Origin of the sequence: Bacillus sp. N3378-2at, assembly GCF_033412715.1 — a bacterium.
In the GTDB taxonomy this organism is placed as follows: Bacteria; Bacillota; Bacilli; order Bacillales; family Bacillaceae; genus Bacillus; species Bacillus subtilis.
The window spans coordinates 1,308,539-1,324,192 of sequence record NZ_CP117986.1; the positions used below are offsets into that span (position 1 = coordinate 1,308,539).

At 43.2% G+C, this 15,654-nt stretch carries 16 protein-coding genes, 1 pseudogene and 2 riboswitches; of the genes and pseudogenes, 5 read left to right on the top strand and 12 right to left on the bottom strand.

Translation table 11 applies throughout. From position 1 onward, the window contains the following. Positions 1-16: 16 nt before the first annotated feature. From queE to PUN35_RS07185, 4 genes are all read right to left on the bottom strand, one after another. Complete coding sequence (gene queE / locus PUN35_RS07170) at positions 17-748, bottom strand: 7-carboxy-7-deazaguanine synthase QueE (protein ID WP_014479638.1); 732 nt, start codon at positions 746-748, stop codon at positions 17-19. Beyond that, positions 741-1,190, bottom strand: a complete 450-nt coding sequence (gene queD, locus PUN35_RS07175; RefSeq protein WP_003232462.1) for a 6-carboxytetrahydropterin synthase QueD — start codon at positions 1,188-1,190, stop codon at positions 741-743. Before queD ends, queE begins: the two co-directional genes overlap by 8 nt. Next, a complete protein-coding gene (gene queC / locus PUN35_RS07180) occupies positions 1,183-1,842 on the bottom strand; it encodes a 7-cyano-7-deazaguanine synthase QueC (protein WP_014479637.1) in 660 nt (219 codons plus the stop codon). The genes queD and queC overlap by 8 nt, the downstream gene beginning before the upstream one ends. Positions 1,843-1,971: 129 nt before the next feature. Then, a riboswitch (PreQ1 riboswitch) is annotated at positions 1,972-2,016 on the bottom strand. 138 nt (positions 2,017-2,154) lie between these two features. Further along, positions 2,155-3,198: a YkvI family membrane protein gene (locus tag PUN35_RS07185; protein WP_014479636.1), complete on the bottom strand. Its 1,044-nt coding sequence runs from the start codon at positions 3,196-3,198 to the stop codon at positions 2,155-2,157. 367 nt (positions 3,199-3,565) lie between these two features. Here PUN35_RS07185 and clpE point away from each other — a divergent pair, with 367 nt between their 5' ends. From clpE to motB, 3 genes are all read left to right on the top strand, one after another. Next, positions 3,566-5,665, top strand: a complete 2,100-nt coding sequence (clpE, locus tag PUN35_RS07190; protein ID WP_017695065.1) for an ATP-dependent protease ATP-binding subunit ClpE — start codon at positions 3,566-3,568, stop codon at positions 5,663-5,665. A 384-nt stretch (positions 5,666-6,049) separates the two neighbouring features. Continuing rightward, on the top strand, positions 6,050-6,859 hold the full coding sequence (gene motA / locus PUN35_RS07195) for a flagellar motor stator protein MotA (protein WP_014479634.1): 810 nt from the start codon (positions 6,050-6,052) through the stop codon (positions 6,857-6,859). After that, on the top strand, positions 6,834-7,616 hold the full coding sequence (gene motB / locus PUN35_RS07200; RefSeq protein ID WP_014479633.1) for a flagellar motor protein MotB: 783 nt from the start codon (positions 6,834-6,836) through the stop codon (positions 7,614-7,616). Before motA ends, motB begins: the two co-directional genes overlap by 26 nt. A 39-nt stretch (positions 7,617-7,655) precedes the next feature. Here the strand turns inward: motB and mhqR are convergent, their stop codons facing one another. Then, entirely contained in the window at positions 7,656-8,093 is a 438-nt protein-coding gene (gene mhqR, locus PUN35_RS07205; protein WP_003232475.1) for a MarR family transcriptional regulator MhqR, read from the bottom strand. 192 nt (positions 8,094-8,285) lie between these two features. Between mhqR and kinD the strand changes: the two genes are divergently transcribed. After that, entirely contained in the window at positions 8,286-9,806 is a 1,521-nt protein-coding gene (gene kinD / locus PUN35_RS07210; protein ID WP_031600444.1) for a sporulation kinase KinD, read from the top strand. A 27-nt stretch (positions 9,807-9,833) separates the two neighbouring features. Here the strand turns inward: kinD and PUN35_RS07215 are convergent. Beyond that, positions 9,834-10,264, bottom strand: a pseudogene (locus PUN35_RS07215) (hypothetical protein). A gap of 85 nt (positions 10,265-10,349) precedes the next feature. Next, positions 10,350-10,607, bottom strand: coding sequence for an aspartyl-phosphate phosphatase Spo0E (gene spo0E, locus PUN35_RS07220; RefSeq protein WP_003218598.1), 258 nt, complete (start codon positions 10,605-10,607; stop codon positions 10,350-10,352). A gap of 202 nt (positions 10,608-10,809) precedes the next feature. Between spo0E and PUN35_RS07225 the strand changes: the two genes are divergently transcribed. Next, the gene (locus tag PUN35_RS07225) at positions 10,810-11,130 is read left to right on the top strand and encodes a YkvA family protein (RefSeq protein WP_014479630.1); all 321 of its coding nucleotides are present in this window, start codon (positions 10,810-10,812) and stop codon (positions 11,128-11,130) included. 40 nt (positions 11,131-11,170) lie between these two features. Here the strand turns inward: PUN35_RS07225 and mtnD are convergent, their stop codons facing one another. The 5 genes from mtnD to mtnE all read right to left on the bottom strand — a co-directional run bounded on the left by mtnD (position 11,171) and on the right by mtnE (position 15,650). Beyond that, positions 11,171-11,707 carry an acireductone dioxygenase gene (gene mtnD, locus PUN35_RS07230; RefSeq protein ID WP_014479629.1) on the bottom strand — a complete coding sequence of 179 codons (537 nt, stop codon included), beginning with the start codon at positions 11,705-11,707 and terminating at the stop codon, positions 11,171-11,173. 14 nt (positions 11,708-11,721) lie between these two features. Further along, entirely contained in the window at positions 11,722-12,351 is a 630-nt protein-coding gene (locus tag PUN35_RS07235; protein ID WP_014479628.1) for a methylthioribulose 1-phosphate dehydratase, read from the bottom strand. Then, the gene (mtnX, locus tag PUN35_RS07240; protein WP_014479627.1) at positions 12,309-13,016 is read right to left on the bottom strand and encodes a 2-hydroxy-3-keto-5-methylthiopentenyl-1-phosphate phosphatase; all 708 of its coding nucleotides are present in this window, start codon (positions 13,014-13,016) and stop codon (positions 12,309-12,311) included. The genes PUN35_RS07235 and mtnX overlap by 43 nt, the downstream gene beginning before the upstream one ends. Then, complete coding sequence (gene mtnW / locus PUN35_RS07245) at positions 13,013-14,230, bottom strand: 2,3-diketo-5-methylthiopentyl-1-phosphate enolase (RefSeq protein WP_033880986.1); 1,218 nt, start codon at positions 14,228-14,230, stop codon at positions 13,013-13,015. Before mtnW ends, mtnX begins: the two co-directional genes overlap by 4 nt. Before the next feature lie 84 nt (positions 14,231-14,314). Next, positions 14,315-14,415, bottom strand: a riboswitch (SAM riboswitch). Between the two features lie 38 nt (positions 14,416-14,453). After that, entirely contained in the window at positions 14,454-15,650 is a 1,197-nt protein-coding gene (gene mtnE / locus PUN35_RS07250) for a methionine-glutamine aminotransferase (protein WP_014479625.1), read from the bottom strand. Positions 15,651-15,654: the final 4 nt, after the last annotated feature.

Here is a 15,654-nt window from a genome sequence, read left to right on the forward strand (position 1 = left end):
TTCATCTTCCTTTCTATTATACTCCGCGTTTGTTGCCCCATAACAGGGTGTGCAGCTGCGGGAGCACTCTTACGAGATTCAGCTCCGCATCGACAGCTACCTTATCAACAAGCGCTTCATATTTCCCAAGCAAATGTGTAATCAGTGACTGATCATCTGTCGTATGCACGTCATCATTTCCGACTTGTAAATAAAACGGGATTCCCGGATACCGCTTGTGCACCATTTTGGCAAATTCAAGATCTTCATCATTAAAGATGACAACCTTCAAGCTGACAGCATGCTGTCTATCATTCTCTTGAAGTGAAGTTAAAATGTGGTCAAGCTTTTGAAAGTTCGTTACCATTTTTGAGCTTGGCGGTTTTGGAGAAATTGTCAGGTCATCAATCAGCGTAAACCAATCCTGATAAACGGTCCCTTGAGTTTCAAGCGCTGCACGGATGTTATTTTCCTTCAGCAGTTCAATAAAAACATCCAGCTGTTTTAACAGGGCCGGGTTGCCGCCTGAGATCGTCACATGAGAAAACGCGTCTCCGCCAATGTCCTTAAGCTCCGCAAAAATCTCCTCCGCCGTCATCCAGCGAATATCTTTTTTAGCAGACCCGTCCCAAGTGAAGGCGGAGTCACACCAGCTGCAGGAATAATCACAGCCGGCTGTCCGGACGAACATCGTTTTCTGTCCGATCACCATGCCTTCTCCTTGAATTGTCGGGCCGAAAATTTCTAATACAGGAATTCCTTTAGCCATTCAAACCACCCTTCTTCGGACGGTAGACACAGTAGCTTGTCGGTGTTTCACGGACAAACACCTGTACACAGGTCGGCTTATTCTCCAAAGTGTCTAAATAAGCCTGTACGTTGTCATAAATCGTTTTCGCCACGACTTCAGTTGTCGGCAGCGAATACCGGTCGTCCTGAGAAAAATCTTCATGATCATTTAATAGCGTGTGATCATAGTTTCCGTGCACCAGTTTTTTGAGTACGCTGAAATTGACAAGAAAGCCTGAATCGTCAAGTTCGTCGCCGGCAACGGTTATATTTACGGTATACGTATGTCCGTGAACCCTGCTGCACGCTCCCGCACTTTCCCGAGGGATAAAATGAGCGGCTGAGATATGCATGTCCTTATTCAGTTCAAACGAATAAGGATGCTGGGCCTGCGGATAAATTTGAGATAACAATTTATGCACGCTCTCCTTTCATCATCATATATTCTTCATAACCTTTTGAACGAAGGTGACATGCCGGACATTCGCCGCAGCCGTCGGCGATGATGCCGTTATAGCATGTCAGCGTGTTGTTTTTTACAAACTCCAGCGCGCCAAGCTCATCTACAAGCTTCCACGTTTCCGCCTTATTGAGCCACATGAGAGGCGTGTGGATCACAAACGGCTTCTCCATTGCCAGATTTACCGTGACATTGCAAGATTTCACGAATTCGTCACGGCAGTCAGGATAACCACTGAAGTCTGTCTCGCAAACTCCTGTAATAATGTGGCGCGCGCCAATTTGGAAAGCCAGGATAGACGCAAAGGATAAGAATACCAAATTGCGGCCAGGGACGAATGTGGATGGCAGTTCTCCGTCTTTTACTTCTATCTCAATATCATTTCTTGTCAGGGCATTCGGTGCAAGCTGATTTAAAAGTGACATATCAAGCAAATGATTTTTCACACCAAGCTTTTCCGCAATGGATTTAGCCACTTCAATTTCCTGCGAATGTCGCTGATTATAATGAAAAGTCACCGTTTCGACTTCTTCGAATTCTTTTAAGGCCCACAATAAGCATGTTGTGCTGTCTTGACCGCCGCTAAATACGACAATTGCTTTTTCTTTTTTCATGATTCCTCTCCTTCTCCGCAATAAAAACGTCGGCGAGAGACATCGCTACAGCTAATTCACGCAAAAAAACACCTTTTTTCGGAAGGTGCTCTAGAAAAACATAAAAAAGGCCGTATCCAAGGATACAGCTCGTCCTTAGTTTTTTATAGAGGGTGTAGCTAGAACCTCTCCCGCATATCGCACGGATTTTCTTCAATTTTTTCACTTCTGCTATCTTACCATAATGATGTTTTTCTTGACAATAAAAAAGTCAGTCCCCGGTTCCTAGATCAATTATCGCTCTATAGTGACGGTTCGTTTCATTATATATATTTATAAACTGCGCCGCCGAGGAGCTTTTTTGCAAAGCAAAGCGCCTATGAAGGCCAGGCTCACATAGCCAAACAAGGGATAAATCGTTGAAATAAGCCTGCCGTACCCTATTTGGCTCGTAATATAAGCCGTGATCATAATGGCTGCAAAGATATATTTGCTTTTCACTGGAAGAAAGCTTTGCACTTGTTTTTCTAATCCATATAGATTACCGATAACTGATGTGAACACTTCTCCGAAAATAATGAGTAAATAAATCAAATGGACAGATCGTGCAAAGAGATAAACCACTTGCGCCATCGGTATATCATACAAAAATACATCCGGAAGAGTTGACAAAGACAGAAAACTCCCGGACAGCACAATCGTCAGCATCGTGCCTCCGATTAAAGCGCCTTTTTTGATCACTTTCTCCGAGGACATTTCATTCGCCAGCGGAACCAAAACTGCTTGGGCAAGCGATAAATTCAAAGCCCCGTAAGAAAAGGCTGATAACAGCCAATCCCATCGATGCGGCCAAACCCACTGAGCTGCGTTTCGTGATTCGCTGAATATAAAAGAGTCGGCCACCACAATCATTGAAAAGAGGATTAAAAGGGGAACAACAAACACATTGACACCGAAAATGCCTTTTACTCCTCTAGTCATCACAATTAAGCTCAGACCGATTGTAATAAGCATCCCAATCTGAGCGGACATCCCCAATTGTTCCTCAAAAAGCGCCCCTGCTCCTGAAAGCATGACAGATGTAACTCCGAGGAGAACAAACAGCATAAATACATTGATAATCCGCCCAGCCGCCGCCCCGAACAAAAAGATGTTCATTTCTTGGTATGACTTGGCATTGATTCGCTTTGAAATGATCATCAGCTTGGCGCCCAGAAACGTAAACATTCCGCCGCTGACGAGAATGCCGAATAAACCGAACCAGCCGAACTTCAGAAAAAACTCAACAATTTCCCTCCCAGTCGCAAATCCAGCTCCGACTACTGTGCCGACATACACAAAAGCAAGCTGACTTGCAGACCCTTTTGATTGTTCCATTTCTTCCCTCCAAACGAACCGCAGTTTTGTCTATATATGCCTTTTTATAACCTATGAGACAAGTTCCTTGAAAAGACGAAGAAAACATGTTTTACTTTTTGTAACAAATCAAAAATTTTTTGTGCATAAGACTTGAAAGTCAAAGATAGTCAGAGTATACTATTAATCAAAGTTGGTCAAACAAACCGGCCTTTTTTAAAAACCAATTGGTCAAAGATAGTCAAATATTCAGTCTGCTTTGAGCATATTGGTTTGAATGCCGTTAAGTTTGCCGTATACTAATAGTCAAAGAAGGTCAAATCCAATAGACCTTTTTATTCACTTTCATTGGTCAAAGAAGATCAAATTATTAAGGAGGTTTTGGCAAATGCGTTGTCAACATTGTCATCAAAACGAGGCGACGATTCGCCTTAACATGCAAATAAATTCCGTTCATAAACAGATGGTTCTTTGTGAAACTTGCTATAACGAACTGACCCGTAAACCTTCAATGAGTATGGGTCCTCAATCTTTCGGATTTCCGTTTGAACAGGCATTCCAGCCGAAAGAAAAGAGCGCAGCAAAACAAAGCGGAAAAAAAGGGCTGCTTGATGAGCTGGCTCAAAATATTACAAACGGTGCAAAAGCCGGTCTCATTGACCCCGTCATCGGCCGTGATGATGAAGTGGCGCGAGTGATCGAAATTCTAAACCGCCGGAACAAAAACAATCCGGTTCTTATTGGTGAGCCGGGTGTAGGGAAAACTGCCATCGCTGAAGGGCTCGCTTTAAAAATTGCTGAAGGTGATGTTCCAAACAAACTGAAAAACAAAGAGCTATATTTGCTTGATGTTGCATCCCTTGTTGCAAACACAGGGATCAGAGGCCAATTTGAGGAGAGAATGAAACAGCTGATCACTGAGCTGAAGGAACGAAAAAATGTCATTCTGTTCATTGATGAAATTCACCTTCTCGTCGGCGCAGGCTCTGCAGAAGGATCAATGGACGCCGGCAACATTCTCAAACCGGCCCTAGCCAGAGGCGAACTGCAAGTCATTGGTGCGACAACACTGAAAGAATATCGTCAAATCGAAAAAGATGCCGCGCTGGAAAGACGTTTTCAGCCTGTCATGGTGCAGGAGCCTTCAATTGAACAGGCTATCCTCATTCTGCAAGGGATTAAAGACAAATACGAGGCATACCATGGCGTAACATTCAGTGATGAAGCAATCAAAGCATGTGTCACTTTATCATCCCGCTACATTCAGGACAGACACCTGCCGGATAAAGCAATTGATTTATTAGATGAAGCAGGTTCAAAAGCCAACCTGTTAATTGATGAACTGAATGATGAGGATGCCGCTGAACGCTTAACTGCAATTGAAGCCGAAAAAACAAAAGCCCTGGAAGAAGAAAATTACGAACTTGCGGCAAAACTCCGTGATGAAGAACTCGCATTGGAGAAAAAACTGAACAGCTCCTCCGCTCATACCGCTGTCACTGTGGAAGCTGAGCACATTCAGGAAATTGTTGAACAAAAAACAGGCATCCCTGTCGGCAAACTGCAGGCAGACGAACAAACGAAAATGAAAGAACTCGAAGCAAAACTTCATGAACGCGTGATTGGACAAGAAGCCGCTGTTCAAAAAGTGGCAAAGGCGGTAAGACGAAGCCGCGCCGGTTTAAAATCCAAAAACAGACCAGTCGGCTCCTTCCTCTTCGTCGGTCCTACCGGCGTAGGGAAAACAGAGCTTTCTAAAACACTGGCAGATGAATTATTCGGCACAAAAGACGCTATTATCCGACTCGATATGAGCGAATACATGGAGAAACACGCCGTATCTAAAATTATCGGTTCACCGCCTGGATATGTCGGCCATGAGGAAGCTGGACAATTAACTGAGAAAGTGCGCCGCAATCCTTACAGCATTGTGTTGCTGGATGAGATTGAAAAAGCACACCCAGACGTTCAGCATATGTTCCTGCAAATTATGGAGGATGGCCGTCTGACAGACAGCCAAGGCAGAACTGTAAGCTTCAAAGACACAGTGATCATCATGACAAGTAATGCGGGTGCTGGTGAGAAACAAACGAAAGTCGGTTTCCAATCAGATGACAGTGTCATCGAAGAACAAACATTGATTGATTCACTGAGCATGTTCTTTAAACCTGAGTTCCTCAACCGTTTTGACAGCATTATTGAGTTCCGCTCATTGGAAAAAGAACATCTTGTCAAAATCGTCAGCCTTCTTCTTGGAGAACTTGAAGAAACATTGGCTGAACGGGGCATTAGCTTGAATGTGACAGATGAAGCGAAAGAAAAAATCGCTGAGCTGGGCTACCACCCTTCATTCGGTGCACGTCCGCTTAGAAGAACCATCCAAGAATGGGTTGAGGATGAAATGACCGATCTGCTGCTTGATAATGGCGAGATCACAAGTTTTCACGTGATTTTAGAAGATGATAAAATCAAAGTGCAAGCGAAATAACAATCAGCGGTTTCCTTTTAGGAAGCCGCTTTTTTTTATGCTTTCATACTCTTGACTTAGAAAATACCGTCCCTTCCCCTGAAGCGCTACTTCCCTTCATCCTTTACACTTTTTTTAAGGAGGGATGGAACATGTTTATATACAGTGAATATGTATTTCTACTATTATATGAATACCATCTGAAGGACAGCTTGCAAGCAAGCTGCTAATTTCAGTAGACCCCCGGGCTTTTCAATTTTGGAGAGCCCGTTTTTGTTTATTTCTCCCTTCTATGCCTCTTCCTTGAATATTTCATGAACAAATTCACAATGTCCCTAAAGTTCCGGGCACCAAAACCGATATTAACCATAGACAAGCTAGTAAAAAAGGATTTGGTGAAAAACTATGGATAAAACTTCGTTAATCGGTATTATTCTTGCTTTTGTGGCATTGAGCGTCGGGATGGTTCTGAAAGGCGTCAGTTTCAGCGCCCTTGCAAACCCCGCTGCCATTTTAATTATTATCGCCGGGACAATCTCAGCAGTCGTTATTGCGTTCCCAACAAAAGAAATTAAAAAAGTGCCTGCGCTGTTTCGAGTGTTATTTAAGGAAAATAAACAGCTCACAATAGAGGAACTCATTCCTATGTTCTCTGAATGGGCTCAGCTTGCACGCCGCGAAGGTCTGCTTGCTTTAGAAGCAAGCATTGAGGATGTAGATGATGCTTTCTTGAAAAACGGGCTCAGCATGGCTGTTGACGGGCAAAGCGCGGAATTTATCAGAGATATTATGACAGAGGAAGTCGAAGCAATGGAGGACAGGCACCAAGCCGGAGCCGCTATTTTTACACAAGCGGGAACGTACGCCCCGACACTTGGAGTACTCGGTGCTGTAATCGGGCTGATTGCCGCTCTCTCTCATATGGATAACACAGATGAGCTTGGACACGCCATCAGTGCCGCCTTTGTTGCCACACTTCTCGGTATCTTTACAGGGTATGTGTTATGGCATCCTTTCGCAAATAAATTAAAACGAAAATCAAAACAAGAAGTAAAACTGCGTGAGGTCATGATTGAAGGTGTTTTATCCGTTTTAGAAGGACAAGCACCGAAAGTCATCGAACAAAAGCTTTTAATGTATCTTCCTGCGAAGGACCGCTTGAAATTTGCAGAACAAGGAGAGGCGCAAAATGGCGAGAAAAAAGAAGAAGCATGAGGACGAGCAAGTTGATGAATCATGGCTCGTTCCTTACGCCGACATCCTTACTCTTCTCCTGGCATTGTTTATTGTGCTGTACGCGAGCAGCTCGATTGACGCAGCTAAGTTTCAAATGCTCTCAAAATCATTTAATGAAGTTTTTACAGGCGGCACCGGTGTACTGGACTACTCCAGTGTCACTCCTCCTGAAAACGAGTCAGACGGCATCGATGAAGTGAAAAAGGAAAAAGAAGAGAAAGAGAAAAACAAGAAAGAAAAAGAAAAAGCAGCTGATCAAGAAGAACTTGAAAATGTGAAGAGCCAGGTGGAAAAGTTCATCAAAGATAAAAAGCTGGAACATCAGCTGGAGACGAAGATGACTAGTGAAGGCCTTCTGATTACGATTAAAGACAGCATCTTCTTTGATTCTGGAAAAGCGACCATCCGTAAGGAAGATGTGCCGCTTGCAAAAGAGATTTCAAATCTTCTTGTGATTAACCCGCCAAGAAATATCATTATCAGCGGACATACTGATAATATGCCAATTAAAAATTCTGAATTCCAATCAAACTGGCATTTAAGCGTCATGAGAGCGGTAAACTTTATGGGGCTCCTGATTGAAAACCCCAAGCTCGATGCAAAAGTGTTCAGCGCCAAGGGTTATGGCGAGTATAAACCGGTGGCTTCCAACAAAACTGCGGAAGGCCGAAGCAAAAACCGGCGGGTTGAAGTTCTCATTTTGCCGAGAGGCGCAGCGGAAACAAATGAAAAATAGCAAAAAAGGAAGCCTTGTGACATATCAGGCTTCCTTTTTTTACTTATTATGAAACTGTTTTGCGTTTAATCCTACTCTTTTTAACATTTCGGTGCACATCTCTACCTCTTCTTCGCTTAATACGCTGATCATTTCATCAATTTCAGCAGCGTGATCAGGGAAAATATCATTCAAAAGACCGATGCCTTTTTCAGTAATTTGCGCAAATGTCACTCGTCTGTCTGTAGGAGACGCTTTCCGAATGAGAAGTTCTTTTTGCTCCAGCTTATCTACAACGTATGTGATGCTCCCGCTAGCCAAGAGAATTTTATCTCCTATCTGCTGTAGCGGCTGATCGCCTTTATGGTACAAAAGCTCTAGCACAGCAAATTCAGTCGGATTCAGCCCATGCTTATGAATATGCTTATTCATATGATCGTTAATAGACCGATACGCGCGCGACAGCACGATAAATAACTTCAGTGATTTTTCTGTCATGTCTCAATCATCCTTTTAGAAACCGTTACAGAGAAACATTAATAAACAAAGACCAAAATGTCAATAAAAATCTTTCCAATATTTCTCTTCTTTTTTAAAATGTAAGCTTGCCAACACCTTTTTCTAATTTTTTTGGTTATTTTTTCTTATTAAAGAAGAAGAAACAATGATATAATACCTCTAATCAGGTGTATGTTGGAGCGATGCAAATTGAAAATACTAAAAGGCGCCTGCGGGAGAGTCAAACTTTATATCATACTGGTCGTGATTCCGGCAATCGTCATCAGCTTTTTCGTATATGAAAAAGAAAAAGATACAATAGCTGCAGAACATAAACAAGAAGCAAGTGTCCTGCTAAACCTTCACCGCAACAAAATCAATTATTTAATCGGAGAAACAATGGCGAGAATGACCTCCTTGTCCATCGCCATCGACAGACCGGTTGATATAAAGAAAATGCAGTCAATTTTGGAAAAGACCTTTGATTCAGAGCCGAGATTTTCCGGTCTCTATTTTCTCAATGCCAAAGGAGACGTCACCGCAAGCACAACCGAATTAAAAACGAAAGTAAACCTGGCCGACAGATCTTTTTTTACAAAAGCAAAGGAAACTAAAAAGACAGTCATTTCAGATAGTTATTCGAGCAGAATTACTGGTCAGCCAATTTTCACAATTTGTGTCCCTGTTTCGGACTCAAAACGTAATGTGACAGATTATCTTGTCGCAGCTATTCAAATTGATTATTTGAAAAATCTCATTAACTTGCTGAGCCCTGATGTTTATATTGAAGTTGTGAACCAAGACGGGAAAATGATTTTTGCGAGCGGACAAGCCTCTCATGCAGAGGATCAGAAACCTGTCAGCGGATATCTGGATGATATCAGCTGGAATATGAAAGTCTATCCGAACCCGGTCACAATAGAAGAACTGACGAAAAGCCTAGTGCTTCCGCTTTCATGTATTATTGTTCTGCTGAATATCCTTTTTATTCTCGTGCTGTATTATTTGCTGAAGCGGCAGACCCAGCTGGAGCGCTCAGAAAACGAGGCGCAAAAATTAGAACTGATCGGGACGCTTGCTGCCAGCACAGCCCATGAAATCCGTAACCCTCTTACCGGCATAAGCGGCTTTATTCAGCTGTTGCAAAAGAAATATAAAGGTGAAGAGGATCAGCTTTACTTCTCCATTATCGAACAGGAGATAAAGCGCATCAATCAAATAGTGAGTGAGTTTCTCGTTCTCGGCAAGCCGACAGCTGAAAAATGGGAGCTGAACTCACTTCAGGACATTATCGGAGAAATTATGCCGATCATTTATTCTGAGGGCAATCTATACAATGTTGAAGTCGAATTGCAGTATTTAACCGAGCAGCCCTTACTCGTAAAATGTACAAAAGATCATATTAAACAAGTGATTTTAAATGTAGCAAAAAATGGCCTCGAGTCAATGCCTGAAGGAGGCAAACTAACGATTTCCCTGGGAGCTTTAGATAAAAAAGCCATAATCAAAGTTGTGGATAACGGTGAAGGGATTTCTCAGGAAATGCTGGATCACATCTTCCTTCCCTTTGTTACTTCTAAAGAAAAAGGAACCGGGCTCGGCCTTGTTGTTTGTAAACGGATCGTGCTGATGTACGGAGGCTCTATTCATATTGAAAGTGAAGTGCGAAGAGGCACAAAGGTGACAATCACCCTCCCCGTATCCGCATCATAGCCCCCCTGACCATGTCAGGAGGGTTTTTTATCTTCGTGATCGGGCATTGCCATTCGATTTGCTTGCTGGTCTTCCAGAAAAAAGGATTTTGATGAAACGCAACAGCATTTTCAAAAGCAAAAAAACATAAAAAATACTAAAAAACCCTTTATACCTTCCGTGGCATCTAAAAACTCCATATTCCCTCTACCCGTCACCTTTTGCTGAATCTCAATCGCAAATACGATGACAATGATGACTGTAACAGTATAGATAAAGGACAAGGCTGTCATACTCCATTTAGAAAGCCATGTAAACACAGCGTGAGTGACGCCGAAAAAGAATATGCCAAAAATGCCGATCACCCAAAAATGCATTTCTTTGTCAGTTAAATGAATGCCAAATATTCCGCATAAGGAAATAAAAGCATCATGAAATTGATTGACCATTTCGGTAATGAGAATCGCCAGTTCTTTCATTAGTTCCCTCTTTCATATGAATTTTTTCCAGAAAAAAAGAGCGCTTCCGAAAAGCTCTCTCTTTATATATGCATCTGATAGGCCGCTATTTATTTGCATCATATGCTGGCATAACATCTCTGCGGGGCCACAAGCCTAATTTCTTTACAAGGCCTTGAATCCCTTGGGAATGTTCGTTTTCTTGCATAAGCTGGTGATATTCATTTATTAAACAATCCAGCTCCTGACTGTGCCTGATCGTGTCATGCCCTGTAAATCCCTGCTTTCTAGCGGCATCTATCATTAACTTTCTTTTTTCATCAATAGACACCAACAATCTTTCTTGTTCAGAAGAACCGCCCATTCACTTCACCCCTCGCCGCTAAGAAATAGGAAACAAGTTTGATTGGGTTATTGTGCATTATTACAGATTATACTTTATTTGTAAACATATTTTCATTAAATAAGTTAATTTTTCAGGTATAATAGATATATTGATAGGATTAGAAGAACAATACCCAGGTGAAGAATATCTTAAACACGCCGCCAGGCAGGAGGTATGCCCAATGAAGAAAAAGAAAGCAATAATGCTCGGAGCGGCAGGCGGAAAAGCGATTTTAAAGAGGAAAAACCGAAAAAAATGTATTCAGCACATCACTATTTTTTTTCAGATGCTTCGCGATTGGCGAAATGGCGACTATCCTCGGTCACAGGTTAAAACACTTTTGCTGTTAACTGCCGCAATTCTGTATATCGTCATGCCGCTCGATATCATTCCAGACGTAATCCTCGGTCTTGGGTTCATTGACGATGCAGCTGTTTTAGGTTTGATTTGGACACTGATTAAAAAAGAACTGTCACAGTATGAAAAGTGGCGTTTGCAATAAATATAAAAAGCCCCGTTCGATGAACGGGGCTATCTCATGCTTATTGATTCACGCTGTCTTTTTCATAAATCGGAACCCAGCCTTCAGTTGTGACAAAAATTCTCACCGCGACAACTTTGCGGTCCTCCTGAAGCGTGAAGTAATGGCGGATATTCTCAGGCACGGAGATTAAATCTCCAGGGTTTAAACGGACATCAAAAAACGTGCCGTCCTTGCCTTGAATGACAAAAATACCGTGTCCGCTTACAATAAAACGAACCTCATCGTCTGTATGGTGATGCTCTCTTTTAAAGTTTTCAAGCAGTTCATCAAGTTTCGGATTGCTGTCTGACAATGAAATAACATCCTGTGCTTTATAGCCGCGGCGGGTTGAGATATCTTTAATTTCAGTTTCGAAGGTATCAAGAATTTGCTGTTTTTCTTCTTCTGTCAGGTCATATTTCTCTGAGAGATGTTCCGGAAGCTTCATGATATCCCATTGCTCATAAATAACCTCTTGACTGTCCAGAAAGCTTGCCACTTCCTCTTGATTTTCAATCGTTGTATTTGCCTCATCATGAATTCGAATTGTAGCCATTTCAATTCCTCCTTTTATTTAACCAGCTGATGCTGGAGTGTTTTCAATTTCAAATGGTAGCTGAACAAAAATTCATACGCTTCAAGCACTCTTTTTGCCTCAAATGCTGTTTTCCCCCAAGCCGTAATACCATGATTTCGGATCAGAACAGCTCCTGAATCTTCTGAAATCTCTTCCGCAAACAGTGCCGCTAGCGTCGGGATATGTGCCGCATTTTCTATAATCGGAACGGTCACTTCTGCGTTCTCTTCCCACAAGCCGAGTGCTTTTATAATTTCCTGGCCTTTGAATGTCATTTTCTTTTGGTCTCCGTATAACTCTGAAATCACATTATTGTTTACCGTATGGACATGCAGGCAGCATCCGGCATTGGTTTTATTGTACAAATGTGTATGCAAAAGCGTTTCTGCTGACGGTTTCAGAGAATGCCCGCTTTCAGCAGGCTCTCCGTTTTGATCGACCAGCAGAAAATCTTCAACCGTCTCTTTACGTTTATCTTTTCCGCTTGCAGTGACGAGAAATGTTAAAGGCTCATCTGTAACCTTAATTGACAGATTACCGCTAGTCGCCGGAAACCAATCTCTCTCTGCCAATTCCCGTTTTACTTCAGCGAGCTCTCGCCAGCGTTCTTGTTTTGCAGCCATTCCTGTACCTCCTTTACATTCTCAATTTCCTTTCTGATCTCATAAAAATCTTGATACGGAAGATGATTGAGGTTTTGCTCCCGGCATTCGTTTAATAAATAATCCCTTGCAAAGCATAGGTCAGACAGCTTTGCTGCCTCCACATCTGTAACCGAATCACCGATCATGATGATATATTGGTTCGGTTCAGAAAGTTCATGGATGACCGACGGCTTACAGCACCCGCATTGATTGCTGCATGTGCCCTTGCAGGAATGAGGCCAGTCAATATGGATATAGTCATTGTCAAATGAAGCATGGTTGCAATAAATGCGGTCTTTATCCACAATGCCTTCAAGCAAAGGATATACAAAAAAGTCCATTCCACCGCTTATGACATAAAACGGAATCTCGTGCTCATTGATAAATGCTACAAATTCCCGAAAGCCTTCCCTGATTTTTGCATCTTCCAATACAAAACTTGTAATCTCTTCTTTTAAACGGCTGGGCAGAAGGCCGAACATCCGCCCGACACCTTCCTTGATCGACAGCGTTTTGGAAAGTACGCCGTCTTTTAATGCCACCCACTCTGGGGGAGCAAATGTTTTCATGATATTTATAATGTTGTCGTTCATCGTGATTGTTCCGTCAAAATCACAAATAATAAAAGGTTTTCGAGTCGTCATACGGCTTCAACCTTTCCCCATTTATCTAGCGCAAGCTTAAGATCCTTGCATTGTTCGGCTTTTTCATCAATCGGCTGGGCCTCTAGGACCGCATCAATAATGGCTCTGAACGCTCGCCCCCCGCCTTGGGCACCGTTCGGATGTCCATGTACGCCTCCTCCGGCGTTAATAATGTGGTCTATGCCGAAATCACGCATTAATAGCGGAACCATGCCGGGATGAATGCCTGCTGACGGAACAGCAAATGTTTGGTTAAAAGCATCCTCTCTCACACATTCTTCATGAATCGCCAGTGCATCTGCTCTTGGAAGCGCAACCGAACCATATGGAGACGGAAAGAGGCTGAAGTCAGCACCGCAATATCGGTTTAATTTTCCGAGTAAAAGAGCGTGAGAAAAACCGTAAAACGGAGAAGACGTAAACGCTCCGCTCACTGCTGGATGCGCCATAATCGGAACTGGGATTTCAGGATCTTCCGCAAGGCCTTGCATAACGTCCAAGCCGTAAGCGAAGACATTAAACAAAAGCGCATCCGCTCCCAACTCGGCGGCGCGTCTCGCTTTGTCTTTCAGATCAGCCGTACGTCCGGTCAAATTCACCGCATACAGCGTTTTATGTCCGGTTTGTTCATACGTTTCTTTCAATATTTGCTTTCCTTCTGCAATTCTTGTTTCAAAAGGCGCTAGACCAGTCTCAAAGAAAATTTCATCGTCTTTAATCAAGTCAACTCCGCCAAGCGCCTGCTGCCGGAGCTGTTCTTTAATATCACTCAGGTCCCTTCCGATTACGCCTTTAAATATGCTCATTAACAGCGGTCTCTCAAACTCTCCCAGCAGCTTCCGGATGCCGTATACGCCAAACTTCGGTCCCGGCAGTGCACGCTTAAATACTTCAGAGAAGTGAAGATCGATTAATTTGATTTTTCCGTCCAGGGACAGCTTGCCAAACACTGTTGTCAGCAAAGCCGGAATATCCTGAGAGAAATTGATTTCAGGATAGGCAATTGTGATGACCGCTTGTTTTTCTGATGCAGCAGTTCCCTCTCTCTCCTCAACTTTTATCACCCGCCCCTTGTGCTTTTGCATTTGCTCCTGTTTTACAAGGGGCAGATCAGTCCAGGAGCCTACTGTCAATCCTGTTGCGATTTGTTCTGCTTTCTTCTCTGTATCGGCTCCCGGTTCGGTCAGGAGATATGTCGCTAATAACTCACTCATGCCAGAGCTCCTTTCATTTTCATCCATATCAAAAAACCTCTTCAAACTGCAATCGCGTCTAAAGAGGTTTCGTTTCTCGTCCGAATCTTATCTCTCAGCCGCTAGCTGCAAGAATTAGCACCGTGCTTTATAAGTCGGTTGCCGGGCTTCATCGGGCTCGTCCCTCTGCCTGCTCTTGATAAGAAAATATAGATTTTATAAATTATTTTGAATTATCCCATCGTTATAAGGTCTTGTCAATGCTTTTTTGGGTAAACAGGTTCAGTTTGCCAATTCGATAAGCGGCTTCCTTAAGTCTTTCTTCACTTGTTAAAAGTCCGACTCTGACGTAGCCCTCGCCATATTCACCGAAGCCGTTTCCAGCCGCAACTGCCACATTCGCTTTTTCCAGCAAAAGATCTGAGAACTGCTCAGAAGTATAGCCTTCAGGCACAGGCAGCCATGCAAAAAAAGAACCTGCGGGAGCTGTTACATCCCAGCCGATTTCCCGGCATGCCGTGATCCAAGCGTTTCTCCTGCTCTCATACCTGGCATTTTGCTCTGCCACACACGTCTGATCGGCTAACAGTGCCTCTGCTGCAGCCTCCTGAGTCGCTCTGAAAAGACTGACAAACATATGGTCTTGATAAAGATTGATCGCTTCAATGACCGAAGCGTTTCCGACGGCAAAGCCAACCCGCCATCCTGCCATATTATACGTTTTTGACAGCGTGTAAATTTCAATTCCGATATCCTTCGCACCTTCAGTCTGCAAAAAGCTTAAAGGCTTGCAGCCGTCAAATCCTACAGCGCCGTAAGCAAAATCGTGAACGACGCAGATTCCGTTTTCAGCCGCAAAACGCACGGTATCTTCAAAGAACTCGGAAGTAGCAACAGCTCCAGTCGGATTATTCGGATAATTCAAATACATCAATTTCGCCTGTTCCCTTACTTCAGCGGTTATGCTGCTGTAATCAGGGAGAAACGCCCTGTCCTTTACGAGCGGCATCATTTCCATCTTTGCTTTTGCAAGTGTGACACCCGACCAGTAATCAGGATAACCCGGATCGGGAACTAAAATCGTATCACCGGGATTCAACAAGCATTGCGGGAGCTCGACTAGACCCGCTTTTCCGCCGAATAATACAGCGACTTCGGTTTCCGGATCCAGATCAATGCCGTATTCTCTTTTGTAAAATGCAGCAGCCGCTGACTTCAGACGGTATGAGCCGCGAAAAGAAGAATATTTATGATTCTCAGGATCAGCAACAGCTCGTTTCATCTCCTCAACAATATGTTCAGGAGTCGGCTGATCTGGATTTCCCTGTCCTAGATTGATAACGTCATGTCCTTCTGCGAGCTTTCGGTTCACTTTCTGCACCAGAGAAGCGAAGAATTGTTTAGGCAATTCCTTCAATACATGAGACTGTTCAAATTTCATCTAT

Coding starts and splice junctions, on each gene's coding strand:
- queE (WP_014479638.1), bottom strand. CDS start 748: ATGGCTAAAGGAATTCCTGTATTAGAAATTTTCGGCCCGACAATTCAA.
- queC (WP_014479637.1), bottom strand. CDS start 1,842: ATGAAAAAAGAAAAAGCAATTGTCGTATTTAGCGGCGGTCAAGACAGC.
- PUN35_RS07185 (WP_014479636.1), bottom strand. CDS start 3,198: ATGGAACAATCAAAAGGGTCTGCAAGTCAGCTTGCTTTTGTGTATGTC.
- clpE (WP_017695065.1), top strand. CDS start 3,566: ATGCGTTGTCAACATTGTCATCAAAACGAGGCGACGATTCGCCTTAAC.
- motA (WP_014479634.1), top strand. CDS start 6,050: ATGGATAAAACTTCGTTAATCGGTATTATTCTTGCTTTTGTGGCATTG.
- motB (WP_014479633.1), top strand. CDS start 6,834: ATGGCGAGAAAAAAGAAGAAGCATGAGGACGAGCAAGTTGATGAATCA.
- mhqR (WP_003232475.1), bottom strand. CDS start 8,093: ATGACAGAAAAATCACTGAAGTTATTTATCGTGCTGTCGCGCGCGTAT.
- kinD (WP_031600444.1), top strand. CDS start 8,286: ATGTTGGAGCGATGCAAATTGAAAATACTAAAAGGCGCCTGCGGGAGA.
- spo0E (WP_003218598.1), bottom strand. CDS start 10,607: ATGGGCGGTTCTTCTGAACAAGAAAGATTGTTGGTGTCTATTGATGAA.
- PUN35_RS07225 (WP_014479630.1), top strand. CDS start 10,810: ATGAAGAAAAAGAAAGCAATAATGCTCGGAGCGGCAGGCGGAAAAGCG.
- mtnD (WP_014479629.1), bottom strand. CDS start 11,707: ATGGCTACAATTCGAATTCATGATGAGGCAAATACAACGATTGAAAAT.
- PUN35_RS07235 (WP_014479628.1), bottom strand. CDS start 12,351: ATGGCTGCAAAACAAGAACGCTGGCGAGAGCTCGCTGAAGTAAAACGG.
- mtnX (WP_014479627.1), bottom strand. CDS start 13,016: ATGACGACTCGAAAACCTTTTATTATTTGTGATTTTGACGGAACAATC.
- mtnW (WP_033880986.1), bottom strand. CDS start 14,230: ATGAGTGAGTTATTAGCGACATATCTCCTGACCGAACCGGGAGCCGAT.
- mtnE (WP_014479625.1), bottom strand. CDS start 15,650: ATGAAATTTGAACAGTCTCATGTATTGAAGGAATTGCCTAAACAATTC.